We start from the raw sequence: 19308 nt of genomic DNA, 5'->3' as shown, positions 1-19308 counted from the left end.
CGAGTTCATGGGGCGGGGGGTGGCGCCGTTCACGTGGCCGGCGCTGGGGCTCGGAACCCCTTGTCTCGACGCGGGGTTGGGCCCCACGAAGATCGGGCAAGCCCGTTCAGTTAAGGACGGTGACGAATGTGCGGTAACCCCATCAAGGGGCCCCTACGGTGGGTACACATCAGAGGGGGGACCGCCGACTGAAGGGGGCAGGCGTGAGACTTCCGGCACCGCCGACAGCACTGACGGATCAGCTGCTAGCGGACCAGCGGATCAGTGATGCTCTGGCCCGCCGTGACGTCGGCACCCTGTTCTCCCTGGTCCACGAAGAAGCGGGCATGAGCTTCAACAAAATCAGCGAAGCGTGCGGCATCCGCGCCGAACGGGTCAGCAAGATCGCCCGAGGCGAAGCCGCCGTCACTAGCCTGGCCGGACTGGAGAGAATCGCCGACGGGCTCGGGATTCCAGGCATCCGCTTAGGCTTGGCAACACGGCCGTGGGAGGCCGCAAACACGCCAACAACCGCACCGGACACAGTAGGGGGAGACGACCCCATGAAGCGCCGCAATGTTCTTCGCGGCGCGCTCGCTGCCGGACTGGCAGGTCCCGGGCTCGCCGCTGCTTTATCGAATACCCGCAACGACTTCGACGCCGCCCTCGCCGCCGATCACGGCCCGAACGATCTCGGGTTCTGGGAGTCCACCGCCGAACGCTACGGGTACGGCTACCACGGGCAGGCTCCCGCCGACGTCCTTGCAGACCTCATCGAAGACCTCCTCGAACTCAAACCCCTGCTGTCCCAGGCCCGGACCGTGAAGGGCCGGGCGACCCTGTGCCACGTGTCCGGGCAGATGGTGGGCATGGCCGCTATCGTCCTCCACGACCTGGGTCAGCACCGCGAAGCCCACCGCTGGTTCGCGACCGCCGGACGGGCTGCCGAACAGTCCGGAGACCAGCTCCTGCACGCCTGGGTGTTGGGCCGGGAAGCGATGGTGCCGCTGAACTACGGGGCGCATCAGGCCGCTGCCCAGCTCGCCGAGAGGGCCCGGTACCTGGCAGGCGACAAGCCGTCGGCTGCCTCCGCTCTGGCTTCCGCCGTGGCCTCCAGGGCGTACGCGATCGGCGGTCACACTGAACAGGCCCAGACCGCCGTTGCGGACGTCGAGACGCTGGCGGAACGACTCAGCCCACAGCAGCACGCGGACACCTGGTTTGGGTACCCGATGCAGAAGCATCACGTTCACATGTCCCAAGCGTTGACCCACCTCGGCGAGTCCGGCCGGGCCTACGAGACGCAGAAGGAAGCGCTACGACTGTCGCGGGCCCCTTCGTACATGACACGGGCCCTCCTCGCCATCGACAAGGCCACCTGCCGGGCCCACGACGGCGACCGCGCCGGAGCCGCCCACGTTGCCTCACAGGCGTACGGCAGCCTCCCGGCCTCCTACCGGACCGGACTCACCCGCACGCGAGCCCTGGCGCTGTACCGAGCACTCCCAGCCGACACCCCGGGCCTAGAAAAGCTCGATGAGGCCCTGACGCTGGCCAGGTGAGCAGGAGCACCTGGCCAGCAGTTGTGCTGTTCAACACCTGCCGAGAGCTGGCCTTGGGCCCATTCGCCCGCCGACTCGCTCAGGGAAGCTCGTCCACCCACGTCTTCAGATCTTCTGCGTATTGGTCGAACTCATTCGGGGCCGAAGCCAGTTGCTACTCCGACTCCGTCGCCAGCTCTGTGCGGTCAGCGAACACGGTGACGCGCGTCTCGAATGCCGCCGCACCGGTGGCCTCCACTCGCAACAGGTGATGCGGGAAGCTGTAAAAGTTCATGATCGCGCTCATCACCCCCGAGGAGATGTTCCGTGCCTCGGCTGGGGTGGGCACCGAACGGCTTTGCATGAGCGTCACGTAACCGGCCCGGACGTGAGTGGCACGATGATCCGGTAGTCCGGACGCACATTCATCACGACCTGGCACTGGGTAACTTCTTCGATCACGACGGCACAATCCTGGCTCGCACGCCGGTGCGCGAGCCGCTTGAGGTGATCGACGAACTCATCGGAGAAGTAGCTGTGCCCTCGACGGGCCCCTGGCCGAAGGGCGCTCCGGAGAGGACGTCGCACGCGAGTCAGGTCCGAGGCCAGGAGCTTCCTCCAGCTACGACGGTAGGGCACTGAACTGACTGCTGAACTCGCTCGTGCCGTCCTACACGGAACCGCCCCGCGGGTGTCATCGGGGCGCGGGATGGCGGCAAATGTAAGTTGAGTGGATTAGACTCAACTTATCGTACGTTGAAACAGGCAGGAACAGGCTGGAACGTCGGACTGTCGAGGAGCGAGGAGGAGCGCGGGACTGTGGATGCCGAGCTGACGAACAAGAGCCAGGAGGCGCTGAGCGCCGCCAACGAACGTGCCGTGGCGGGTGGGCACGCCGATCTGACGCCCGCCCACCTCCTGCTCGCCCTGCTCAGTGGGCAGGACAACGAGAACCTGATGGACCTGCTCGCCGCCGTCGAAGCCGATGCGGTGAGCCTGCGCTCCGGCACCGAGCAGCAGCTCGCCGCGCTGCCGAGCGTCCAAGGCTCCACCGTCGCGCCTCCGCAGCCCAGCCGGGACCTGCTCGCCGTGCTCGCCGACGCCTCGCAGCGTGCCAAGGAGCTGGGCGACGCGTACATTTCCACCGAGCACCTGCTCATCGGCATTGCCGCCAAGGGCGGCCAGAGCGGGGAACTTCTCAACCAGCAGGGTGCGAGCGCCAAGCGGCTGCTCAGCGCCTTCGAGACGAGCAGGGGCGGAACGCGGGTGACCAGCCGGGACCCGGAGGGTACGTACAAGGCGCTGGAGAAGTTCGGTGCGGACCTCACGGCCGCCGCACGGGACGGCAAGCTCGACCCCGTCATCGGGCGGGACCAGGAGATCCGGCGCGTGGTGCAGGTGCTCTCGCGGCGTACGAAGAACAACCCGGTGCTCATCGGCGAGCCGGGCGTTGGCAAGACCGCCGTCGTGGAGGGGCTCGCACAGCGGATCGTCAAGGGCGATGTGCCCGAGTCGCTGAAGGACAAGCGGTTGGTGTCGCTTGACCTGGGCGCCATGGTGGCGGGTGCGAAGTACCGCGGCGAGTTCGAGGAGCGGCTGAAGACCGTGCTCGCCGAGATCAAGTCGAGCGACGGCCGGATCATCACGTTCATCGACGAGCTGCACACGGTCGTCGGCGCGGGCGCCGGCGGCGACTCCGCGATGGACGCGGGCAACATGCTCAAGCCCATGCTGGCCCGCGGCGAGCTACGGATGGTCGGCGCGACCACGCTCGATGAGTACCGCGAGCGCATCGAGAAGGACCCGGCCCTGGAGCGGCGCTTCCAACAGGTGCTGGTCGCCGAGCCGTCCGTGGAGGATTCGATCGCGATTCTGCGCGGCCTCAAGGGACGGTACGAGGCGCACCACAAGGTACAGATCGCCGATGCGGCCCTGGTCGCCGCCGCCGGGCTCTCAGACCGCTACATCACCTCCCGTTTCCTGCCCGACAAGGCCATCGACCTGGTCGATGAGGCCGCGTCCCGGCTTCGGATGGAAATCGACTCTTCCCCGGTCGAGATCGATGAGCTCCAGCGCGCGGTGGACCGGCTGCGGATGGAGGAGTTGGCCCTGAAGAACGAGTCGGACGAGGCCAGCAAGCAGCGCCTGGAGAAGCTGCGCCGCGACCTCGCCGACAAGGAGGAGGAGCTGCGCGGCCTAGGCGCCCGCTGGGAGAAGGAAAAGCAGGGCCTCAACCGGGTCGGTGAGCTCAAGGAGCGCCTGGACGACCTGCGCGGGCAGGCCGAACGCGCCCAGCGCGACGGCGACTTCGACGCCGCGTCCAAGCTGCTGTACGGCGAGATCCCGGCCGTGGAACGGGAGTTGGCCGCTGCCGCCGAGGCGGAGGAAGAGGCCAAGAAGGACGACCGGGACAAGATGGTCAAGGACGAGGTCGGCCCGGACGACATCGCCGACGTCGTCGCCTCGTGGACCGGCATCCCGGCGGGACGACTCCTGGAGGGCGAGACGCGGAAGTTGCTGCGCATGGAGGACGAGCTGGGCGGACGGCTGATCGGCCAGAGCGAGGCGGTGCGGGCGGTCTCCGACGCCGTACGCCGCACCCGGGCCGGCATCGCCGACCCCGACCGGCCCACCGGCTCCTTCCTCTTCCTCGGCCCGACCGGAGTGGGCAAGACCGAGCTGGCCAAGGCGCTCGCCGACTTCCTCTTCGACGACGAGCGGGCCATGGTCCGCATCGACATGAGCGAGTACGGCGAGAAGCACTCGGTGGCCCGGCTGGTCGGCGCGCCCCCCGGTTACGTCGGGTACGAGGAGGGCGGTCAGCTCACCGAGGCGGTACGCCGTCGCCCGTACAGCGTCGTCCTCCTGGACGAGGTGGAGAAGGCTCACCACGAGGTCTTCGACATCCTGCTCCAGGTCCTGGACGACGGGCGGCTCACCGATGGGCAGGGGCGGACCGTGGACTTCCGCAACACCATCTTGATCCTCACCTCCAACCTGGGCTCGACGTTCCTCATCGACCCGCTGTTGAAGGAGGAGCAAAAGCGCGCGAAGGTCCTGGAGGCGGTGCGGGCCTCCTTCCGGCCCGAGTTCCTGAACCGGCTCGATGACCTGGTCGTCTTCCACGCTCTGGGCACGGGGCAGCTTCGCCGCATCGCCGAATTGCAGATCGACCACCTCCAGCGGCGGCTGACCGACCGCAGGCTCACCCTCGACGTCACCGAGGCGGCCCTGGAATGGCTGGCGAGGCTCGGCCACGAGCCGGTGATCGACGCCCCAGATGCCGGCGGCGGGCCCGACCTGACGTACGGGGCAAGGCCGCTGCGCCGGCTGGTGCAGACGGCGATCGGCGACCAGCTCGCCCGGGCCATCCTCGGTGGCGAGGTCCGCGACGGCGACACGGTCCGGGTGGACCACGAACCGGGCAGCGGCGGGCTGTCGGTGGTCGCGCTGTCCAAGGCCGCAACCGCGAAGCCGGCGGCAGACGCGGCTGCGGCTGGCTGAGTCGTTGCTGCTGCCGTAGCCGTAGCTGTAGCTGTAGCTGTAGCTGTAGCCGTAGCCGTAGCCGCGCCGAACCGGTGCCGGAGCCGACCGCGCGTGCGGGGTTGCGGTGACTGGGAGGTGATGAGGGAGGATGGCGGAATCCGTACGAAGGGAAAACCACGGTGAGCATCGACCCGTCCTCGATTCCGAATTTCGGGGGCCAGCCCGAACCTCAGGAGGCTGGGCCGAACGGCCCCGTCATCCCCGACCAGGAACTGGTCAAGCAGCTCCTCGACCAAATGGAGCTGAAGCATGTCGTAGACGACGAGGGAGACCTCGCCGCGCCGTGGGAAGAGTTCCGCACGTACTTCATGTTCCGCGGCGAAGAGGAACAGCAGGTCTTCTCGGTGCGCACGTTCTACGACCGGCCGCACACGCTGGAGAGCAAGCCGCAGCTCCTTGAGCTGACAGACGACTGGAACCGCCGCACCCTGTGGCCGAAGGTCTACAGCCACACGAACGACGACGGCAGCGTCCGGCTGATCGGCGAGGCGCAGATGCTGATCGGCACCGGCGTGAGCCTGGAGCACTTTGTCTCCAGCACGGTGAGCTGGGTGCGCGCGTCGATCGAGTTCGACAAGTGGCTGGCTGAGCAGCTCGGCCTGGAGGCCAGCATCGAGGGCAAGCCCGGCGACGACGAGGCGCCCAGCGCGGAGTAAGTCCGCACACCCGGCCATGCCTGGGTCGGCGCCGGCGCCTTAGCGCTGACGTTGGCCGAGCCGTGGCGGGCGAGGTAGCAGGGCCCGACGAGTGCGAGCCGCCTCTTTGGGGGCGGCAACGGCACTGGCCGGGCCCTTTTGCCTGCTCTGCCCTCGCCGGGCCACCGGCAGGGCCGCGTCAGCGGGCGGGCCGGGCCGGGCGGACCTGGGCTGGGCGGTGCTGCCCCGGGCCGGGCCGGGTGGAGCTGACCTGGGCGGACCTAGGCGGACCCGGGCGGACCCGGGCGGATAAGTAGAGCCGGGCGGAAAATTGAGCCGGACCCCCGGGAATGCAGGCGGGGGCCCGGCAGTTTGACCCTGCGCCCGCTTCGTCTTGGCCGCGACCGGGGACGGCCGAAGGAGGCCGAACAGCACTCGGTTGGAGGACACGGGGCGGGACGGCTGGTGAGGGAGTGGCCGGTTGCGGGTGATGAGAGCTGTTGAGGTCGGTAGGCGTTCTCTGGGGTTGCGCACGATGCGGCTGCGGGGGTCGGCGGGGGCGGCTGTGACGTCTACGGCCCGGCCGCGCCGGCGCGTACGCCCATGAACGCGCCCTGCGTACGCCCCCTCTCGACCCGCGCGGACGAGCGTGCCGTGGTCGTACGTCGCACGCACGCGTAACGTCTCACTCCACTCGCTGACCTACGTCATGCACCGGACATGGTGCTGACCGCTGCGCACGCGGAGTACGCCGAAGGAACCTGACTACCGCCTCCCGGCTTACCCTCGCACTGATGAAGCAGGACGATGGGGCCAGGTCGCTCCTGCTCGCGCTGCCCGCGAGCCGACCCTGACCAGCTCGGGGGATCGCTGTGCCAGCTCGATGGCCACCGCTGTCCGCCACATCCTGACCACTCAAGGGAAGGAGCCGTCCATGAGCGTTGAGGCGATCGTGCACACCGAGTTCCCCAAGGGGTACACGGTCCTGTTCGGGGCAGACGAAAAGGTGATCATGGCTCCGCAGAGTGAAGAGCACTCCAGCACCATCAGATTGATGCAGATCGACTCTGCTCTCACTCTCGGCCGTCACGCGAAGGTCACCTCCCATGTTCATATCGACTTCCCCGCCGACGAGAACTCCGCACCCGATCTGGCGATCCTTCGCGAGGACGCCCGTCGAGAAGGCAAGCGCTACAGCTTCGAGGACGTCCTGCTGATCTCCGAGGTCGTCTCGACCTCCTCCGCACGCAAGGACTACGACGACTGCACCGCGAAGTACGGCCGCTACGGCATCCCCAGCTACCTGGTCGTGGACCCCTACGCCCAGGAGGTCGTCCTCCACACTCAGCCCACCGCCACTGGTTATATCGGGGCACACACCCACAAGTACGGCACGGGCAAACTCCCCATTCCCCTGGCTGACGGCCGGACCTTCACCCTCGACCTCGACGAACTTCCGCGCCCGGCGCCCGAGGCAGACGTCCGCTGACAAGGATTCCTCGTGCGGCCGGGCAGCGCCCTCGGCGTCTCCGGCGACGGTTGGTGTTCAGCCGCCGAAGACAGTTGCGGGTGCACGGTGGTGCGGGGCAATCAGCTCGTGTGATCGGAACCTTTGCCGGTGCGTCTGCTGGTTGTTACGCGGCCAGCGACTTCAGCCGCTCCACCGCATGCTCCAGGACGCTCATCTGTTTGCAGAACGCGAAGCGGACGAAGGGCGCGCCCTGTTCGCGGTGGTCGTAGAAGACCGCGTTCGGGACGGCTACCACGCCGCAGCGTTCGGGCAGGCTTCGGCAGAAGGCGAAGCCGTCGCCATCGGCCGAGATTTCGGGGCCCAGGGGGCGGATGTCGGTGGTGATGAAGTACGTGCCGGCCGGGCGGTAGACCGCGAACCCCGCTGCTGCCAGGCCGTCCGCGAGGACATCGCGCTTGAGGGCGAGGTCGTCACGGAACGCGGTGTAGTACGCGTCGGGCAGGGCCAGCGCCTCGGCTACCGCGTACTGGAACGGCCCGGAGGCCACGTACGTCAGGAACTGCTTGGCCGAGCGGACCGCCGTCACCAGTTCGGGGGCCGCGGTCACCCAGCCGACCTTCCAGCCCGTGAAGGAGAACGTCTTGCCCGCCGACCCGATGGTGATCGTGCGCTCCCGCATGCCGGGGAAGGTCGCCAGCGGAATGTGCTCGCCGTCGAAGACCAGGTGCTCGTACACCTCGTCCGTGATGACGTATAGGTCGCGCTCGCAAGCGAGTTGAGCGATGGCGGCCAACTCCTCCCGGCTGAGCACGGTGCCGGTGGGGTTGTGCGGGGTGTTGAGGAGGATGAGTCGGGTGTCGTCCGTGACGGCGTCGCGCAACTCGTCGAGGTCGAGACGGTAGCGCCCGGCCTCGGCGTCGGGGCGCAGCGTGACCGGGACCCGGGTGCCACCGGCCATGGCGATGCCGGCGGCGTACGAGTCGTAGTACGGCTCCAGGGCGATGACCTCGTCACCCTGTTCGAGCAGCGCGAGCAGCGCGGCGGCGATGGCCTCGGTGGCGCCGGTGGTGATGAGGACCTCGCGGTCGGGGTCGTACTCAAGGCCGTACCAGTGCTGTTGGTGCGCGCACACGGCGGCGCGTAGCTCCGGCACGCCGGGGCCTGGTGGGTACTGGTTGCCCCGGCCGTCGCGCAGTGCGCGTACGGCCGCCTCTCTGACCTCCTCGGGGCCATCGGTATCGGGGAAACCCTGTCCGAGGTTGATGGCGCCTGTGCGTGCGGCGAGGGCTGACATCTCGGCGAAGATCGTCGTGCCAAATTCGGCGAGGCTGCGGTTGAGGGGCGGTCGCTTCATATGGCACATCCTGCGCCGAACCTCTGGATTTGCTCAACTCGGCTTTGGTGCGGAAAGGCCGCGGGCATCACCTCCTCACGCGCGGAGACTTCCGCATGGCCGCGACGGGGCGGCAGCTGTGGTGTATATGGCGCGCTTTGTGGACTTCGTGAAGTCGCGGCACGCACACAATCACGTACGGCCGCGTGGAGTTTCACCGGACGATCCCATAGCGCAATAACGGCATACCTATCAATAAAGAGATCGAGACCGGAATCTACGGGGCAACGGGGGCAACGAGGACAACGGGACCGGAGCAGCGGGCTGACTGACTGACCGCGTTCACACTCTGCTCACGGCGGCCGACGACGGCCCATGAGGGAGGCGCGGGAAGGCCCGAGTGGCTCAAGGAGCCCGAAAGCCCGAGGAAAGCCGCCTCGCTTCGGGGGCTACGGGGGACGAAAGGGCAGTGAGGGCATGGGCTTTGTAGTGTTTTTGGTCATCATCTTGGTGGTGGCGGTGACGATTGGTGCCGCCCGCAGGCCGGGGGACGGTCGTGGTTCTCGTCGCTCGAAGGGCGGCGACAGCAGTTGGGGGGCGTCCGATGGCGGTGGTAGTTCCTCGTGCGGTGGGGGCGGGGGCTCCAGTTGCTCGGCCGGTTCTTCGTGTGGCGGGGGCGGTTCATCGTGTGGAGGTGGTGGCGGTGGTGGCGGCTGTGGGGGAGGTAGCTGAAAGGCAGTAATGCGGCTAACTCATGCCGTTTCGCATATGCGCCCGGCGGGCTAACGCGTGCCGGGCGCTCAAACGTTGAACAATTGATCTGGAGGGCGCCCGGGGGGATGGAAACCTGGCGAAGATGGGTAAAAAGGCTGTGGCGCCACGCATTTCATGATTCCGTGTCTCTCGGACCCTATGGACCCCACGGACCTCACGTGGTCAGCCGCCGGCGCCTATTTATCCCTTGGTCCTCCTTTGGATGGGGTCTCCCTGTCAGGGGTATGGGCCGGCCCACCTTCCACTGCGTGCTAGCGGAGCCGACCCATGCTCACGACCCTCAAAACTGCCTATACCGATACCCGATCCGCCGACCTCGCGTGGTGCCTGGGGCGCGAGCCACAACCCGCGCTCGCCGCCCTTGACCTCCAACTGGGCACGTCCGCCGTGCAGTTACGTCTGCTCGGAGCCTCGCACCAGGTCATCCTGGAGGAGCGCGACGGGCGTTGCTCGGAGACGGTGGCTTGCATGCCAGGAAGCAGCACCCCACTCCCCTTGGGGGTGTCCAAGCTGGTCGAAGGCCGGGAGTACGAGTTCGCGGCCAGAATCGAGACCCTGTCGCGCGGCTCCTTCGCAGGCCGCGCGCAGGAGTTGCTGGCGCTGGTCGCCGACCACCCCCACGGTCTCGCGGGTACCTTTCCCGGTAGCCCGCACGCGTTCACGGCCATGCTCGCCCAGCGCCACGACGGCCAGATCGGTTGGCGCACCTGGCATGCGTATCCGCAGGAAGGTTGTCTGGTGGCGACCCGTACGCGGTTGGGCGCGCAGATGGTAGCGGCGATATAGCCGTGCGCGGGCGTTCATCGCTGCCAGGCGAGGGCGCTATTGAACCTCAAGTTGCCCCGGAATGCCGCGCATTCCCCCCGTGTGAGTGACAGAGGGCGAGAGGGGTGTCACGTAACGTTCACCCCATGATCGACCCGCCGGTGCCCCTTGTGTCCGTTGCCGAGGAATCGCCGCCGGTGCCCGAAGGGCCACCCCGGTTACCGGTCCCGGCCCCGGTTGGCCGTTTCGCCGTCCTTACCGCCGTCTTCGTCTGCGCGGCCTGCGGACTCGTCTACGAACTCGAACTCGTGGCGCTTGCCTCGTACTTGCTTGGTGACTCGGTGACTCAGGCATCCGTCGTGCTGTCCGTCATGGTCTTCGCGATGGGCATGGGCTCACTGCTCGCCAAGCGGCTGCGGGGGCGCGCGGCGTTGGCGTTCGGCGCCGTCGAGTCGCTGCTCGCGCTCATCGGCGGGGCGTCGGCGATGGCGCTGTACGCGTGTTTCGCCTGGTACGGGGAGTCGCGCAGTGCCCTTGTCGGCTTCTCGCTGGCCATTGGCGTGCTCATCGGCGCCGAGGTGCCGCTGCTCATGACGCTGATCCAACGCATTCGGCGACAGGACGCGGGCGGTGCGGTCGCCGATCTGTTCGCGGCGGACTATGTGGGCGCGCTCGCAGGGGGCCTGGCCTTCCCGTTTCTTTTGCTGCCGCACCTCGGTCAGTTGACGGGTGCGCTGGTGACCGGAGCGGTGAATGTCATCGCTGGCGGAACGTTGGTGCTGTGGGTCTTCCGCCATGACCTGACCGTGCGAGGCCGCTGGATGCTGATCGCCACCAATGGGCTCGTACTGCTGCTACTGGCCACCGGGGCAGTGCTGACCGGCCCGTTTGAGCGAGCGGCGCGGCACGCGGTGTACGGGCCCGATGTGCGGGTGGCCCTGCGGACGGACGTGCAGGAGGTGATCATCACGGGCGGGGTGCCGGACGTACGCGGGCTGGACATCGCGCCCGATGCTGCGCCGGAAACTGCGCCGGGCGCAGCGCCTGGTGCCGTTCCTCATGCGGTTCCTGGTGCCGCGGCGCACACCGCACCGCACGCCGTGTCGGGCGCGGCACCGGATGCGGGGGGCGCGGGGGGCACAGTCGCAGCCGCGGAGGCGGGCGCTGGTGGTGGCCGCGGCGGTGGTGGCGGTGGCGGGGACGCCGTCGATGGTGGCGCTGCGGGGGGTGGCGATGGCGCGGGCGCTCGCAAGACGTGGTGCGATACGCGGCCGGTCCGCGGCGGCGGGGGCGGCGTGCGGGGCGGGGGTGGGGCGCGGGGCGGGGCGCCGCTGGCGCTCTTCCTCGACGGTCGGCTGCGGGTCAGTGAACGCGATGAGTACCGCTATCACGAGGCCCTGGTCCACCCGGCCATGGCCGGTCCGCATGGCCGAGTCCTCATCCTCGGCGGGGGCGACGGGCTCGCCCTGCGGGAGGTGCTGCGCTACCCCGGGGTGCGTGCGATCACCGTGGTCGAACTCGACGAGAAAATCGTGGACTTGGCGCGCAAGGACCCCGGTCTCAGCGCGCTCAACCAGCATGCGTACCGCGATCCCCGGGTGCGGGTGGTCGAGGCGGATGCCTTCACCTGGCTGCGGGGGCGCGGCCGATCGGATGGGACGACGCAGAGCGGGGCCGAAAGAAAAAGCCCAAGCGGGAGTGGGAACAGGGGCAGGGCCGGGGGCAGCGGGGCCGGTATCGAGGGTGGCGGGTTCAGCGGATACGACGTGGTGCTGTCCGACCTACCCGGCCCGGGCAGCACCGCCAGCACCAAGCTCTACTCACAGGAGTTCTACGGCCTGGCGGAGCGGGTGATGCGGCCGGGCGGGCGGCTCGCCGTGCACGCGGGGGGCCCGGCCGCACGCTCCCTGGCGTACTGGTCGGTGGACGCCACCGTACGGTCCGTGGGGCTGCACACCATGCCGTACCGCATCACGGGACGGCTTGCGGCGCCCGACCACGCCTCGCATTCGACAGGGCCGCCAGGTGACTGGGGCTTTGTGCTGGCCAGACGCGGCCCAGCCGACCTGCGTCTACCGACCGCGCGGCCCGTGCTGCGCTCGCTCACCCCGGACACGCTGAGCGCGGCGGGGCGCGCGACGCAGGCGCTTCGGCGAGCAGGGGCGCCGGTCTCCACCCTGATGCACCCGCGCTACGCATCGGGGGACGGGTGAGCGGAGCGCATGTGCTCACGGACCCTAGCCCGCAGTGGGGGTGTGCAGTGGGGGTGCACAGTGAGGGTGGGATGGGTCGTGTGGGAGGGCGCGCGGATGGGCGGATGGGCGCTGTCTGCGGCGCTAGGGCGAGTCGGTGTACGCGGGGCGGATCGGTGTGCGCGGTGTGTGCACAGGCGCGCGGTCCGGAGCGGGTACGTGTCGCGGGCGCCTGGGTTGTGGAGGGGGTTGGGGGCGTGGGGGAGACGTGGCTGGGTTGAGGTGGGCTGGGGAAGGAGCTGGGGCATGGCGGTTCGGTTCGGCGTCGGCTTGACACGTACGCGTCGCTGATGGTGCTGGTCCGGGCACATTCGGCGACGTCGGGTCCCCATCGGGGTGCAAGGAGGCCGCACAACGCGGTGAATTCAAGCGGGGCGATGTCTGATCCCTGGCACGGTGAGTACGCTCGGGGACTATGGAGCATGAGGTGTTCGTTCCGGTTCCCGTAGATGACGTACGGCGCGCGCTCGCCGAGCCCGCGCGCATCGCCCGTTGTCTCCCGGGCCTGCAACAGGACGATGACGCCGCCTCAGGTGGCATCACTGGGCGTCTGCGGCTGCGCATCGGCGGCTCCTCCATCACCTACCGCGGCGTGCTGCGCATCACCGAGCGCGGCGGTCGCTTCGAGTACGCCGGCGAGGGCGCCGAAGCGCGGGGCGGTGGCAGCGTCACGGTGACGCTGGCCGTAACGCCGGAACCGGCCGATGGCGGTACGACGCTGCGGTGCGACGGGTCGGCCGAGGCCGTGGGCGGCGAGGGCCGCCTCACCGCGTTCGACGTGGAGACGGTGACGGCCGCGGCCCGCCGGCTGCTGGACAGATTCGGCGAGGAACTGGCCACGGACCTGGCGGCCGAGCCGGCGAAGGACGGCAGCGGCGCCGACCACGGGGCGGGTGTTTCCAGCGGCCCGGTGGGCTCTGCGGATGAGGCCGGCGGCCCGGCGGATGGCGGCACTGACTCGATGAACGGTGCCGCTGATGTCTCGCGCGCTGCTGACGGCTCACTTGCGGACGACCGGCCCGACGACGAGGCCAGCGAGAGCAGTGAGGCCAGCGGGCTCGGTGAGGTTAGCGAGACTAGCGAGACCGGGGGGACTAGCGAGGCCGGTGGGACTAGCGAGGCCGGTGAGGCCGGTGAGGCCCGAGTCGAGCAGCCTACTGACGAGACGCGGGCCTCGCTGTTCGAGACGGAGATTCCGCCGGCTTCGCTCGATCCGCTCGTACTCCACGGCGCCGAGCCGGACGAGCCACCCGCCGAGGCGGCCCACGCACGGCGGACGATGATCGGCCGAAGCGCGGAGGAGGTGGACCATGCGCCGCCGCGTGGCCGGTACGCGCCGGTGCCCGCGCCCGAGACCGCTTCCACGGTAGCCACGCTGCGCTGGGCCGCACCCGCGGCGGCGGCCGTGCTCGCCTCAGTGGTCGTCATGGGCCGGGTCCTGCGCCGCCGCAAGTAACCGCTCGCCGTCGTGCGGAACTCGTCGCCGTGCGCGTCGCCCAGCGGCGCGAGCGTCAGGTACCGCAGCTAAGGTCGGCAATGTGAGCACCCAAGAGACCACGGATGGCGCCCCCGGGGCGCACGGCGTACGACTGGTGGCGCCGGGATACGCCGAGTTGACGATCCGTCCGGACGACGGTTGTCGCATCAGTTCGCTGATCATCAATGACCTGGAAGTGCTGCGCCAAGGCGACCGGTACGGCTCCTTCCCGATGGTGCCCTGGTGCGGGCGGATGGAGCTGGGGCAGTTCCGCAGCTTCGTCTCCCCGCACAAGGAGGGCGAGGGGTCGAGCCGTACCGGGGAAGTACGGCACCAGATGCCGGTCAACGCACCGCCGCACGCCATCCACGGCATGGGCCGTGACCTGGCGTGGCGTACCGCCGCAGTGGACGAGCAGTCCGCCACCTTCTACTGCGACCTGACCGACCCCTGGCCGTACCCCGGACGGGTCACCCAGTCGTTCGAGCTGACCGACGACTCGCTGAAGCTGACCATGAGCGTGGAGACGCACGGCGACTCGTTCCCCGCACAGGCCGGCTGGCATCCATGGTTCCTGCGTCAACTCGGCCCCACCGGCGCGCCGGTGCAGGTCGCGTTCGACCCTGCTTGGCAGGAGGAGCGCGGTGCGGACCACCTGCCCACGGGCCGCCGCATCGAGCCGCGGCCGGGACCGTGGGACGACTGCTTCGGGATGCCGGATGGTGTGGATGTCACGCTCACCTGGCCCACCCAGTTGGAGCTGAAGGTCACCAGTGGGGCCGAGTGGGTCGTCGTGTACGACGAGCCGGAAGAGGCGGTGTGCGTGGAGCCGCAGTCCGGCCCGCCGAACGGCCTCAACACCGTGCCGCGCCTGGTGACGCCCATCAACCCGCTGGAGGTCTCGACCACCTGGAGCTGGACCCGGTTCTGATCGGGCCGCCGGCCACGGCCGGCCGCCGCTCCGGTGGGCCCCGGTGGGCTGCGGTGGTCGGGACGGTGTGGCGGTCGGGTTGGTGTGGCACGGCTAATCTCGTGCGTATGAGCGACGCGCGTGATGCCCTCCTGGAGCAGATCAAGAACAAGGCCGTGGTGCACGGCAAGGTGACCCTTTCGTCCGGACTTGAGGCCGATTTCTATATCGACCTGCGGCGGATCACCCTGGATGGCGAGGCGGCGCCGCTGGCCGGTCAGGTCATGCTCGATCTGACCGCCGACCTGGACTACGACGCCGTGGGCGGATTGACGCTGGGCGCCGATCCGGTGGCGACGTCGATGATGCACGCCGCCGCCGCACGGGGCCGGCGCCTGGATTCCTTCGTCGTCCGCAAGGCCAACAAGGCGCACGGTCTGCAACGCCGCATCGAGGGCCCGGACATCGCGGGCCGCCGGGTGCTGATCGTGGAGGACACCTCGACCACGGGTGGCTCCCCGCTGACCGCCGTCGAGGCGGCGCGGGCGGCGGGCGCCGAGGTGGTGGCCGTGGCCGTCATCGTCGAGCGCGGCGCCGCGCCCACGATCGAGGCTGCCGGATTGCCGTACTACCAGGCGTATGGGCTCGCCGATCTCAACCTCGGCTGACCGTAAGTGATCACCTGACCTGCGGTGTTACGGACGGCGGGGCCTGTTTCACGTGAAACAGGCCCCGCCGTCCGCACACAGTGGCGGGTCTTGGCCGCACGCCGTGTGGAGTAGCGGGGTGAGTCTGGAAGGATGGAGGCGACGATGACGTCGCCCCCTAGGTCAGGGCTCTCACCACGCAATCCGGCACTTCACAAGGAGCGGACCCATGCCCATCGCAACCCCCGAGGTCTACAACGAGATGCTCGACCGGGCGAAGGCAGGCAAGTTCGCCTACCCGGCAATCAATGTGACCTCGACCCAGACTCTGCACGCGGCGCTTCGTGGCTTCGCCGAGGCCGAGAGCGACGGCATCATCCAGGTCTCGACCGGCGGCGCGGAGTTCCTCGGCGGCCAGTACAGCAAGGACATGGTTTCCGGCGCGGTGGCGCTGGCCGAGTTCGCGCATGTGGTCGCTAAGAAGTACCCGGTCAACATCGCGCTGCACACCGACCACTGTCCGAAGGACAAGCTGGACGGTTTCGTACGTCCGCTGATCGCCCTCTCGCAGGAGCGGGTAGCCGCCGGTCAGAACCCGCTCTTCCAGTCCCACATGTGGGATGGCTCCGCCGAGAAGCTGGACGACAACCTGTCCATCGCCAAGGAGCTGCTCGCCAAGGCCGTCAAGGCGAAGATCATCCTTGAGGTCGAGATCACCCCGACCGGTGGCGAGGAGGACGGCGTCTCGCACGAGATTAACGACGAGCTGTACACCTCCGTCGCCGACGTCGAGAAGACCGTCGAGGCGCTCGGCCTGGGAGAGAACGGCCGCTACCTGCTGGCCGCCTCGTTCGGCAACGTCCACGGCGTCTACAAGCCGGGCAACGTCGTGCTCCGCCCCGAACTGCTGCGTCAGCTCCAGGACGGCGTGGCCGCCAGCTCCGGCAAGACCGAGCCGTTCGACTTCGTTTTCCACGGCGGTTCTGGCTCGTCGGAGGAGGAGATTCGCATCGCGCTCGGCAACGGCGTCGTGAAGATGAACCTCGACACCGACACCCAGTACGCCTTCACCCGCCCGATCGCGGACCACATGTTCCGTAACTACGACGGTGTGCTGAAGGTGGATGGCGACGTCGGCAACAAGAAGGCCTACGACCCGCGGAGTTGGGGCAAGCTCGCCGAGGCCGGCATGGCTGCCCGCATCACCACGGCCTGCGCCCACCTGCGCTCCACTGGTACGAAGCTGAAGTAAGCACGCCGACCACCAGCCGCCAGCCACCGACCGCCAGCCACCGGCTCTCGGCCCCGCTTTCCGCGAGGGCTGAGAGCGGGGGGCACGGCCGATGCGCGACTGCGTCATCGAGGGTCCGGCACGTCCGTTCACACGGAAGTGCCGGGCCCTTCGTGTGTGGCGTGCGCCGCAACTTCCTTGCGTGGCGTGGGCCGGGCGCCTCGCCGCTGCCGCTTGGCGCTGGTTCGGGTAGCCAGGCGGGGCGGCGGCACGGAGGATCAAGGGCATGACGGACCCGCGACCCGAGCGCGAGCACGAATCCGCATCTGAGCCCGCGCATGAGCCGGCACCCACGCCCGCACCTGAATCCGAGCCCGCGCCCGAGTCCGCACCCGAGCGCGTGGCTACGGAAGCGGCCGGGAGCGTACGCCTTGGCACGCCCACCGGGCGTTGGGTGCTGCTCACGACGGTGCTCGGGTCCGGCATCGTCATGCTCGACAGCACCGTCGTCAATGTGGCGCTGCCGCACATCGGTGAGGACCTGGGCACGGATCTGGGCGGGTTGCAGTGGACCGTCAACGCCTACATGCTCACCCTCGCCGCGCTGATCCTCCTCGGTGGTGCGCTGGGTGACCGGTACGGGCGGCGGCGGGTGTTCGTCATCGGCGTGGCCTGGTTCGCGCTGGCCTCGCTGCTGTGCGGGCTCGCGCCGAACGCCGAGGTGCTGATCGGTGCGCGGGCCCTCCAGGGGGTGGGCGGCGCGCTGCTCACGCCGGGCTCGCTGGCCCTCATCCAGTCCGCGTTCCGGCCGGAACACCGGGCCCGCGCGGTCGGCGCCTGGTCCGGCCTTGGCGGCGTGGCGGCGGCGATCGGCCCGTTCGTCGGCGGCTGGTTGGTGGACGGGCCCGGCTGGCGCTGGGTGTTTTTGCTGAATGTGCCGGTGGCGGCCGTGTGCATACCGATCGCGCTGCGGCATGTGCCGGAGTCGGAGGACCCGCGCGCCCACGGCGGATTCGATGTGGCCGGGGCCGCGCTCGGCGCGCTCGCGCTCGGAGCCGTGACGTACGCGCTGATCGCCGCGCCCGACGCGGGGGCATCGCCGCTGGTGATCGGGGCGGCCGTGGGCGGGCTGCTGCTGGCGGTGGCGTTTTGCTACCTGGAGTCGCAGCGTGCGGAGCCGATGCTCCCGCTGGAACTCTTCGCGATCCGTCAGTTTTCGGCGATCAACGCGGTCACGTTGTGTGTGTACGCGGCCTTCAGCGGCTTTTTCTTCCTCTCGGTGGTGCAACTCCAGGTGGTCGTGGGCTACTCGGCGCTCCAAGCGGGGACGGCACTGCTGCCGACGACGGTGCTGATGCTGCTGTTCTCGGCCAAATCGGGCGAACTGGCCCAGCACACCGGCCCCCGCCTGCCCCTCACCGTTGGGCCAGTGTTGTGTGCGGTGGGGATGCTGCTGATGATGCGGGTCGGTACGGACGCGGTGTATTGGCGCGATGTGTTGCCCGCACTCGTGGTGCTCGGGGCGGGCATGGTGACGTTGGTCGCGCCGCTCACGGCAACGGTGCTGGCCTCGGTGGACGTCGGCAGGGCCGGGCTGGCCAGCGGCATCAACAACGCGGCGGCCCGGGCAGCGGGCCTGATCGCGGTGGCGGCGCTGCCGCTGCTCGCGGGCATGGGCCCAGAGGCGTACCGCTCGGCAGCTGAGTTCGAGGAAACCTTCCGCCGCGCGATGCCCTGGTGCGCGGGAGTGCTGCTGCTCGGGTCCGTGCTCGCGTGGAGCCTGGTCCGCACGGACACGCTGGCCCGCGCGGCGGAGCCGGGCACCGAGCCCTGCCATCCGGAGTGCGCCCACCACTGTGGCGTGGCGGCACCCCCGCTCGACTCGGGAGAGCCGCCACTCGACCGAGGCGGGCCCACAGCCGACCGAGGTGAACCGCGAACTGACAGAGGTGAGCCGCCATCCGACCGGGGACAGACGTCAGCTGACGCGGGAGAGCCGCCCCGGGAACGCGATTAGGAGAAGCCGACCGCACGGTACAGAACGAGGCAAACCTCCGCGTAAAAACTCGCATACCCCTCCGCGTAAAAAATCGGCCATATGAAGCCACCCTCCGCGGGGCGCGCTCGGGGCGAGCGGTCCGGCAAACTGGAACTCATGGCCATCAATGAGAACCTGCTCGGGGGACCTCCCCCGACTCATCTGCCCGACGACCCCGAGCCGCGTGAGCTGCTTGCCAGCGGTGCCGCGCCGTCCGAGGTCGCCGCGAAGTACCCCGTTTCCTCGCTCGCCTGGGCGCAGCTCGCCGACGAGGCGTTCGAGGCGGGACGCGTCGTCGAGTCGTACGCGTACGCCCGTACCGGCTACCACCGAGGGTTGGACGCGCTGCGCCGCAGCGGCTGGAAGGGCCATGGCCCGGTGCCCTTCGAGCACGAGCCGAACCGCGGCTTCCTGCGTGCCCTGCACGCGCTCGCGCGTGCCGCGCAGTCCATCGGTGAGGAGGAGGAATACGAGCGCTGCGCGACCTTCCTCCGGGAGTCCTCGCCGACCGCGGCGGCAACGCTCACCTGAGCGTTGCGCCGATTGCCGGCGGGTGCGCCGCGCGGGTCCTAACGATATCCCGCAGGCATTTCGGACGTATGCGGAGTAATTCATAGGCGTTCACCCGCTGTGGGTGACCGATTTCAGGGCCTGCCTGTCGCGCATAGCGGCTAGGCAGGCCCTTGCCGTTTGCGCCAAGAACCGCGCA

General features: G+C 69.1%; 14 protein-coding genes. 12 read left to right on the top strand and 2 right to left on the bottom strand.

The window, feature by feature from the left end; translation table 11 throughout:
* Positions 1 to 203 precede the first annotated feature (203 nt).
* Positions 204 to 1541, top strand: coding sequence for a helix-turn-helix domain-containing protein (locus FHS42_RS04220; protein ID WP_246494193.1), 1338 nt, complete (start codon positions 204 to 206; stop codon positions 1539 to 1541).
* A gap of 154 nt (positions 1542 to 1695) precedes the next feature.
* On the opposite strand, the gene FHS42_RS04215 is transcribed toward FHS42_RS04220, so the two are convergent.
* Entirely contained in the window at positions 1696 to 1884 is a 189-nt protein-coding gene (locus FHS42_RS04215) for a hypothetical protein (protein WP_184569168.1), read from the bottom strand.
* A gap of 455 nt (positions 1885 to 2339) precedes the next feature.
* On the opposite strand from FHS42_RS04215, the gene clpB reads away from it, so the two are divergent.
* The 3 genes from clpB to FHS42_RS04200 all read left to right on the top strand — a co-directional run bounded on the left by clpB (position 2340) and on the right by FHS42_RS04200 (position 7190).
* Entirely contained in the window at positions 2340 to 5024 is a 2685-nt protein-coding gene (clpB, locus tag FHS42_RS04210) for an ATP-dependent chaperone ClpB (protein ID WP_184569703.1), read from the top strand.
* Positions 5025 to 5185: 161 nt separating this feature from the next.
* Positions 5186 to 5722 carry a type III secretion system chaperone family protein gene (locus FHS42_RS04205; RefSeq protein WP_184569167.1) on the top strand — a complete coding sequence of 179 codons (537 nt, stop codon included), beginning with the start codon at positions 5186 to 5188 and terminating at the stop codon, positions 5720 to 5722.
* A 913-nt stretch (positions 5723 to 6635) separates the two neighbouring features.
* Complete coding sequence (locus FHS42_RS04200; protein WP_184569166.1) at positions 6636 to 7190, top strand: Uma2 family endonuclease; 555 nt, start codon at positions 6636 to 6638, stop codon at positions 7188 to 7190.
* Positions 7191 to 7335: 145 nt separating this feature from the next.
* On the opposite strand, the gene FHS42_RS04195 is transcribed toward FHS42_RS04200, so the two are convergent.
* Positions 7336 to 8526, bottom strand: a complete 1191-nt coding sequence (locus FHS42_RS04195; RefSeq protein ID WP_184569165.1) for a pyridoxal phosphate-dependent aminotransferase — start codon at positions 8524 to 8526, stop codon at positions 7336 to 7338.
* 1020 nt (positions 8527 to 9546) lie between these two features.
* Between FHS42_RS04195 and FHS42_RS04190 the strand changes: the two genes are divergently transcribed.
* From FHS42_RS04190 to FHS42_RS04155, 8 genes are all read left to right on the top strand, one after another.
* Positions 9547 to 10065, top strand: coding sequence for a DUF2617 family protein (locus FHS42_RS04190; protein WP_184569164.1), 519 nt, complete (start codon positions 9547 to 9549; stop codon positions 10063 to 10065).
* Between the two features lie 125 nt (positions 10066 to 10190).
* Complete coding sequence (locus tag FHS42_RS04185; protein WP_246494192.1) at positions 10191 to 12257, top strand: spermidine synthase; 2067 nt, start codon at positions 10191 to 10193, stop codon at positions 12255 to 12257.
* Positions 12258 to 12711: 454 nt separating this feature from the next.
* Positions 12712 to 13752 carry an SRPBCC family protein gene (locus tag FHS42_RS04180; protein WP_184569163.1) on the top strand — a complete coding sequence of 347 codons (1041 nt, stop codon included), beginning with the start codon at positions 12712 to 12714 and terminating at the stop codon, positions 13750 to 13752.
* 82 nt (positions 13753 to 13834) lie between these two features.
* On the top strand, positions 13835 to 14704 hold the full coding sequence (locus tag FHS42_RS04175) for an aldose epimerase family protein (protein ID WP_184569162.1): 870 nt from the start codon (positions 13835 to 13837) through the stop codon (positions 14702 to 14704).
* 107 nt (positions 14705 to 14811) lie between these two features.
* A complete protein-coding gene (pyrE, locus tag FHS42_RS04170; protein ID WP_184569161.1) occupies positions 14812 to 15351 on the top strand; it encodes an orotate phosphoribosyltransferase in 540 nt (179 codons plus the stop codon).
* Positions 15352 to 15559: 208 nt separating this feature from the next.
* Entirely contained in the window at positions 15560 to 16582 is a 1023-nt protein-coding gene (gene fbaA, locus FHS42_RS04165; RefSeq protein WP_184569160.1) for a class II fructose-bisphosphate aldolase, read from the top strand.
* A 265-nt stretch (positions 16583 to 16847) separates the two neighbouring features.
* Positions 16848 to 18578, top strand: a complete 1731-nt coding sequence (locus FHS42_RS04160) for an MFS transporter (protein WP_184569159.1) — start codon at positions 16848 to 16850, stop codon at positions 18576 to 18578.
* A 138-nt stretch (positions 18579 to 18716) separates the two neighbouring features.
* Positions 18717 to 19130, top strand: coding sequence for a DUF3151 domain-containing protein (locus tag FHS42_RS04155; protein ID WP_184569158.1), 414 nt, complete (start codon positions 18717 to 18719; stop codon positions 19128 to 19130).
* Positions 19131 to 19308 lie beyond the last annotated feature (178 nt).

Source organism: Streptomyces zagrosensis, assembly GCF_014203645.1.
In the GTDB taxonomy this organism is placed as follows: Bacteria; Actinomycetota; Actinomycetes; order Streptomycetales; family Streptomycetaceae; genus Streptomyces; species Streptomyces zagrosensis.
This window is presented reverse-complemented; position numbering and strand designations above follow the sequence as displayed.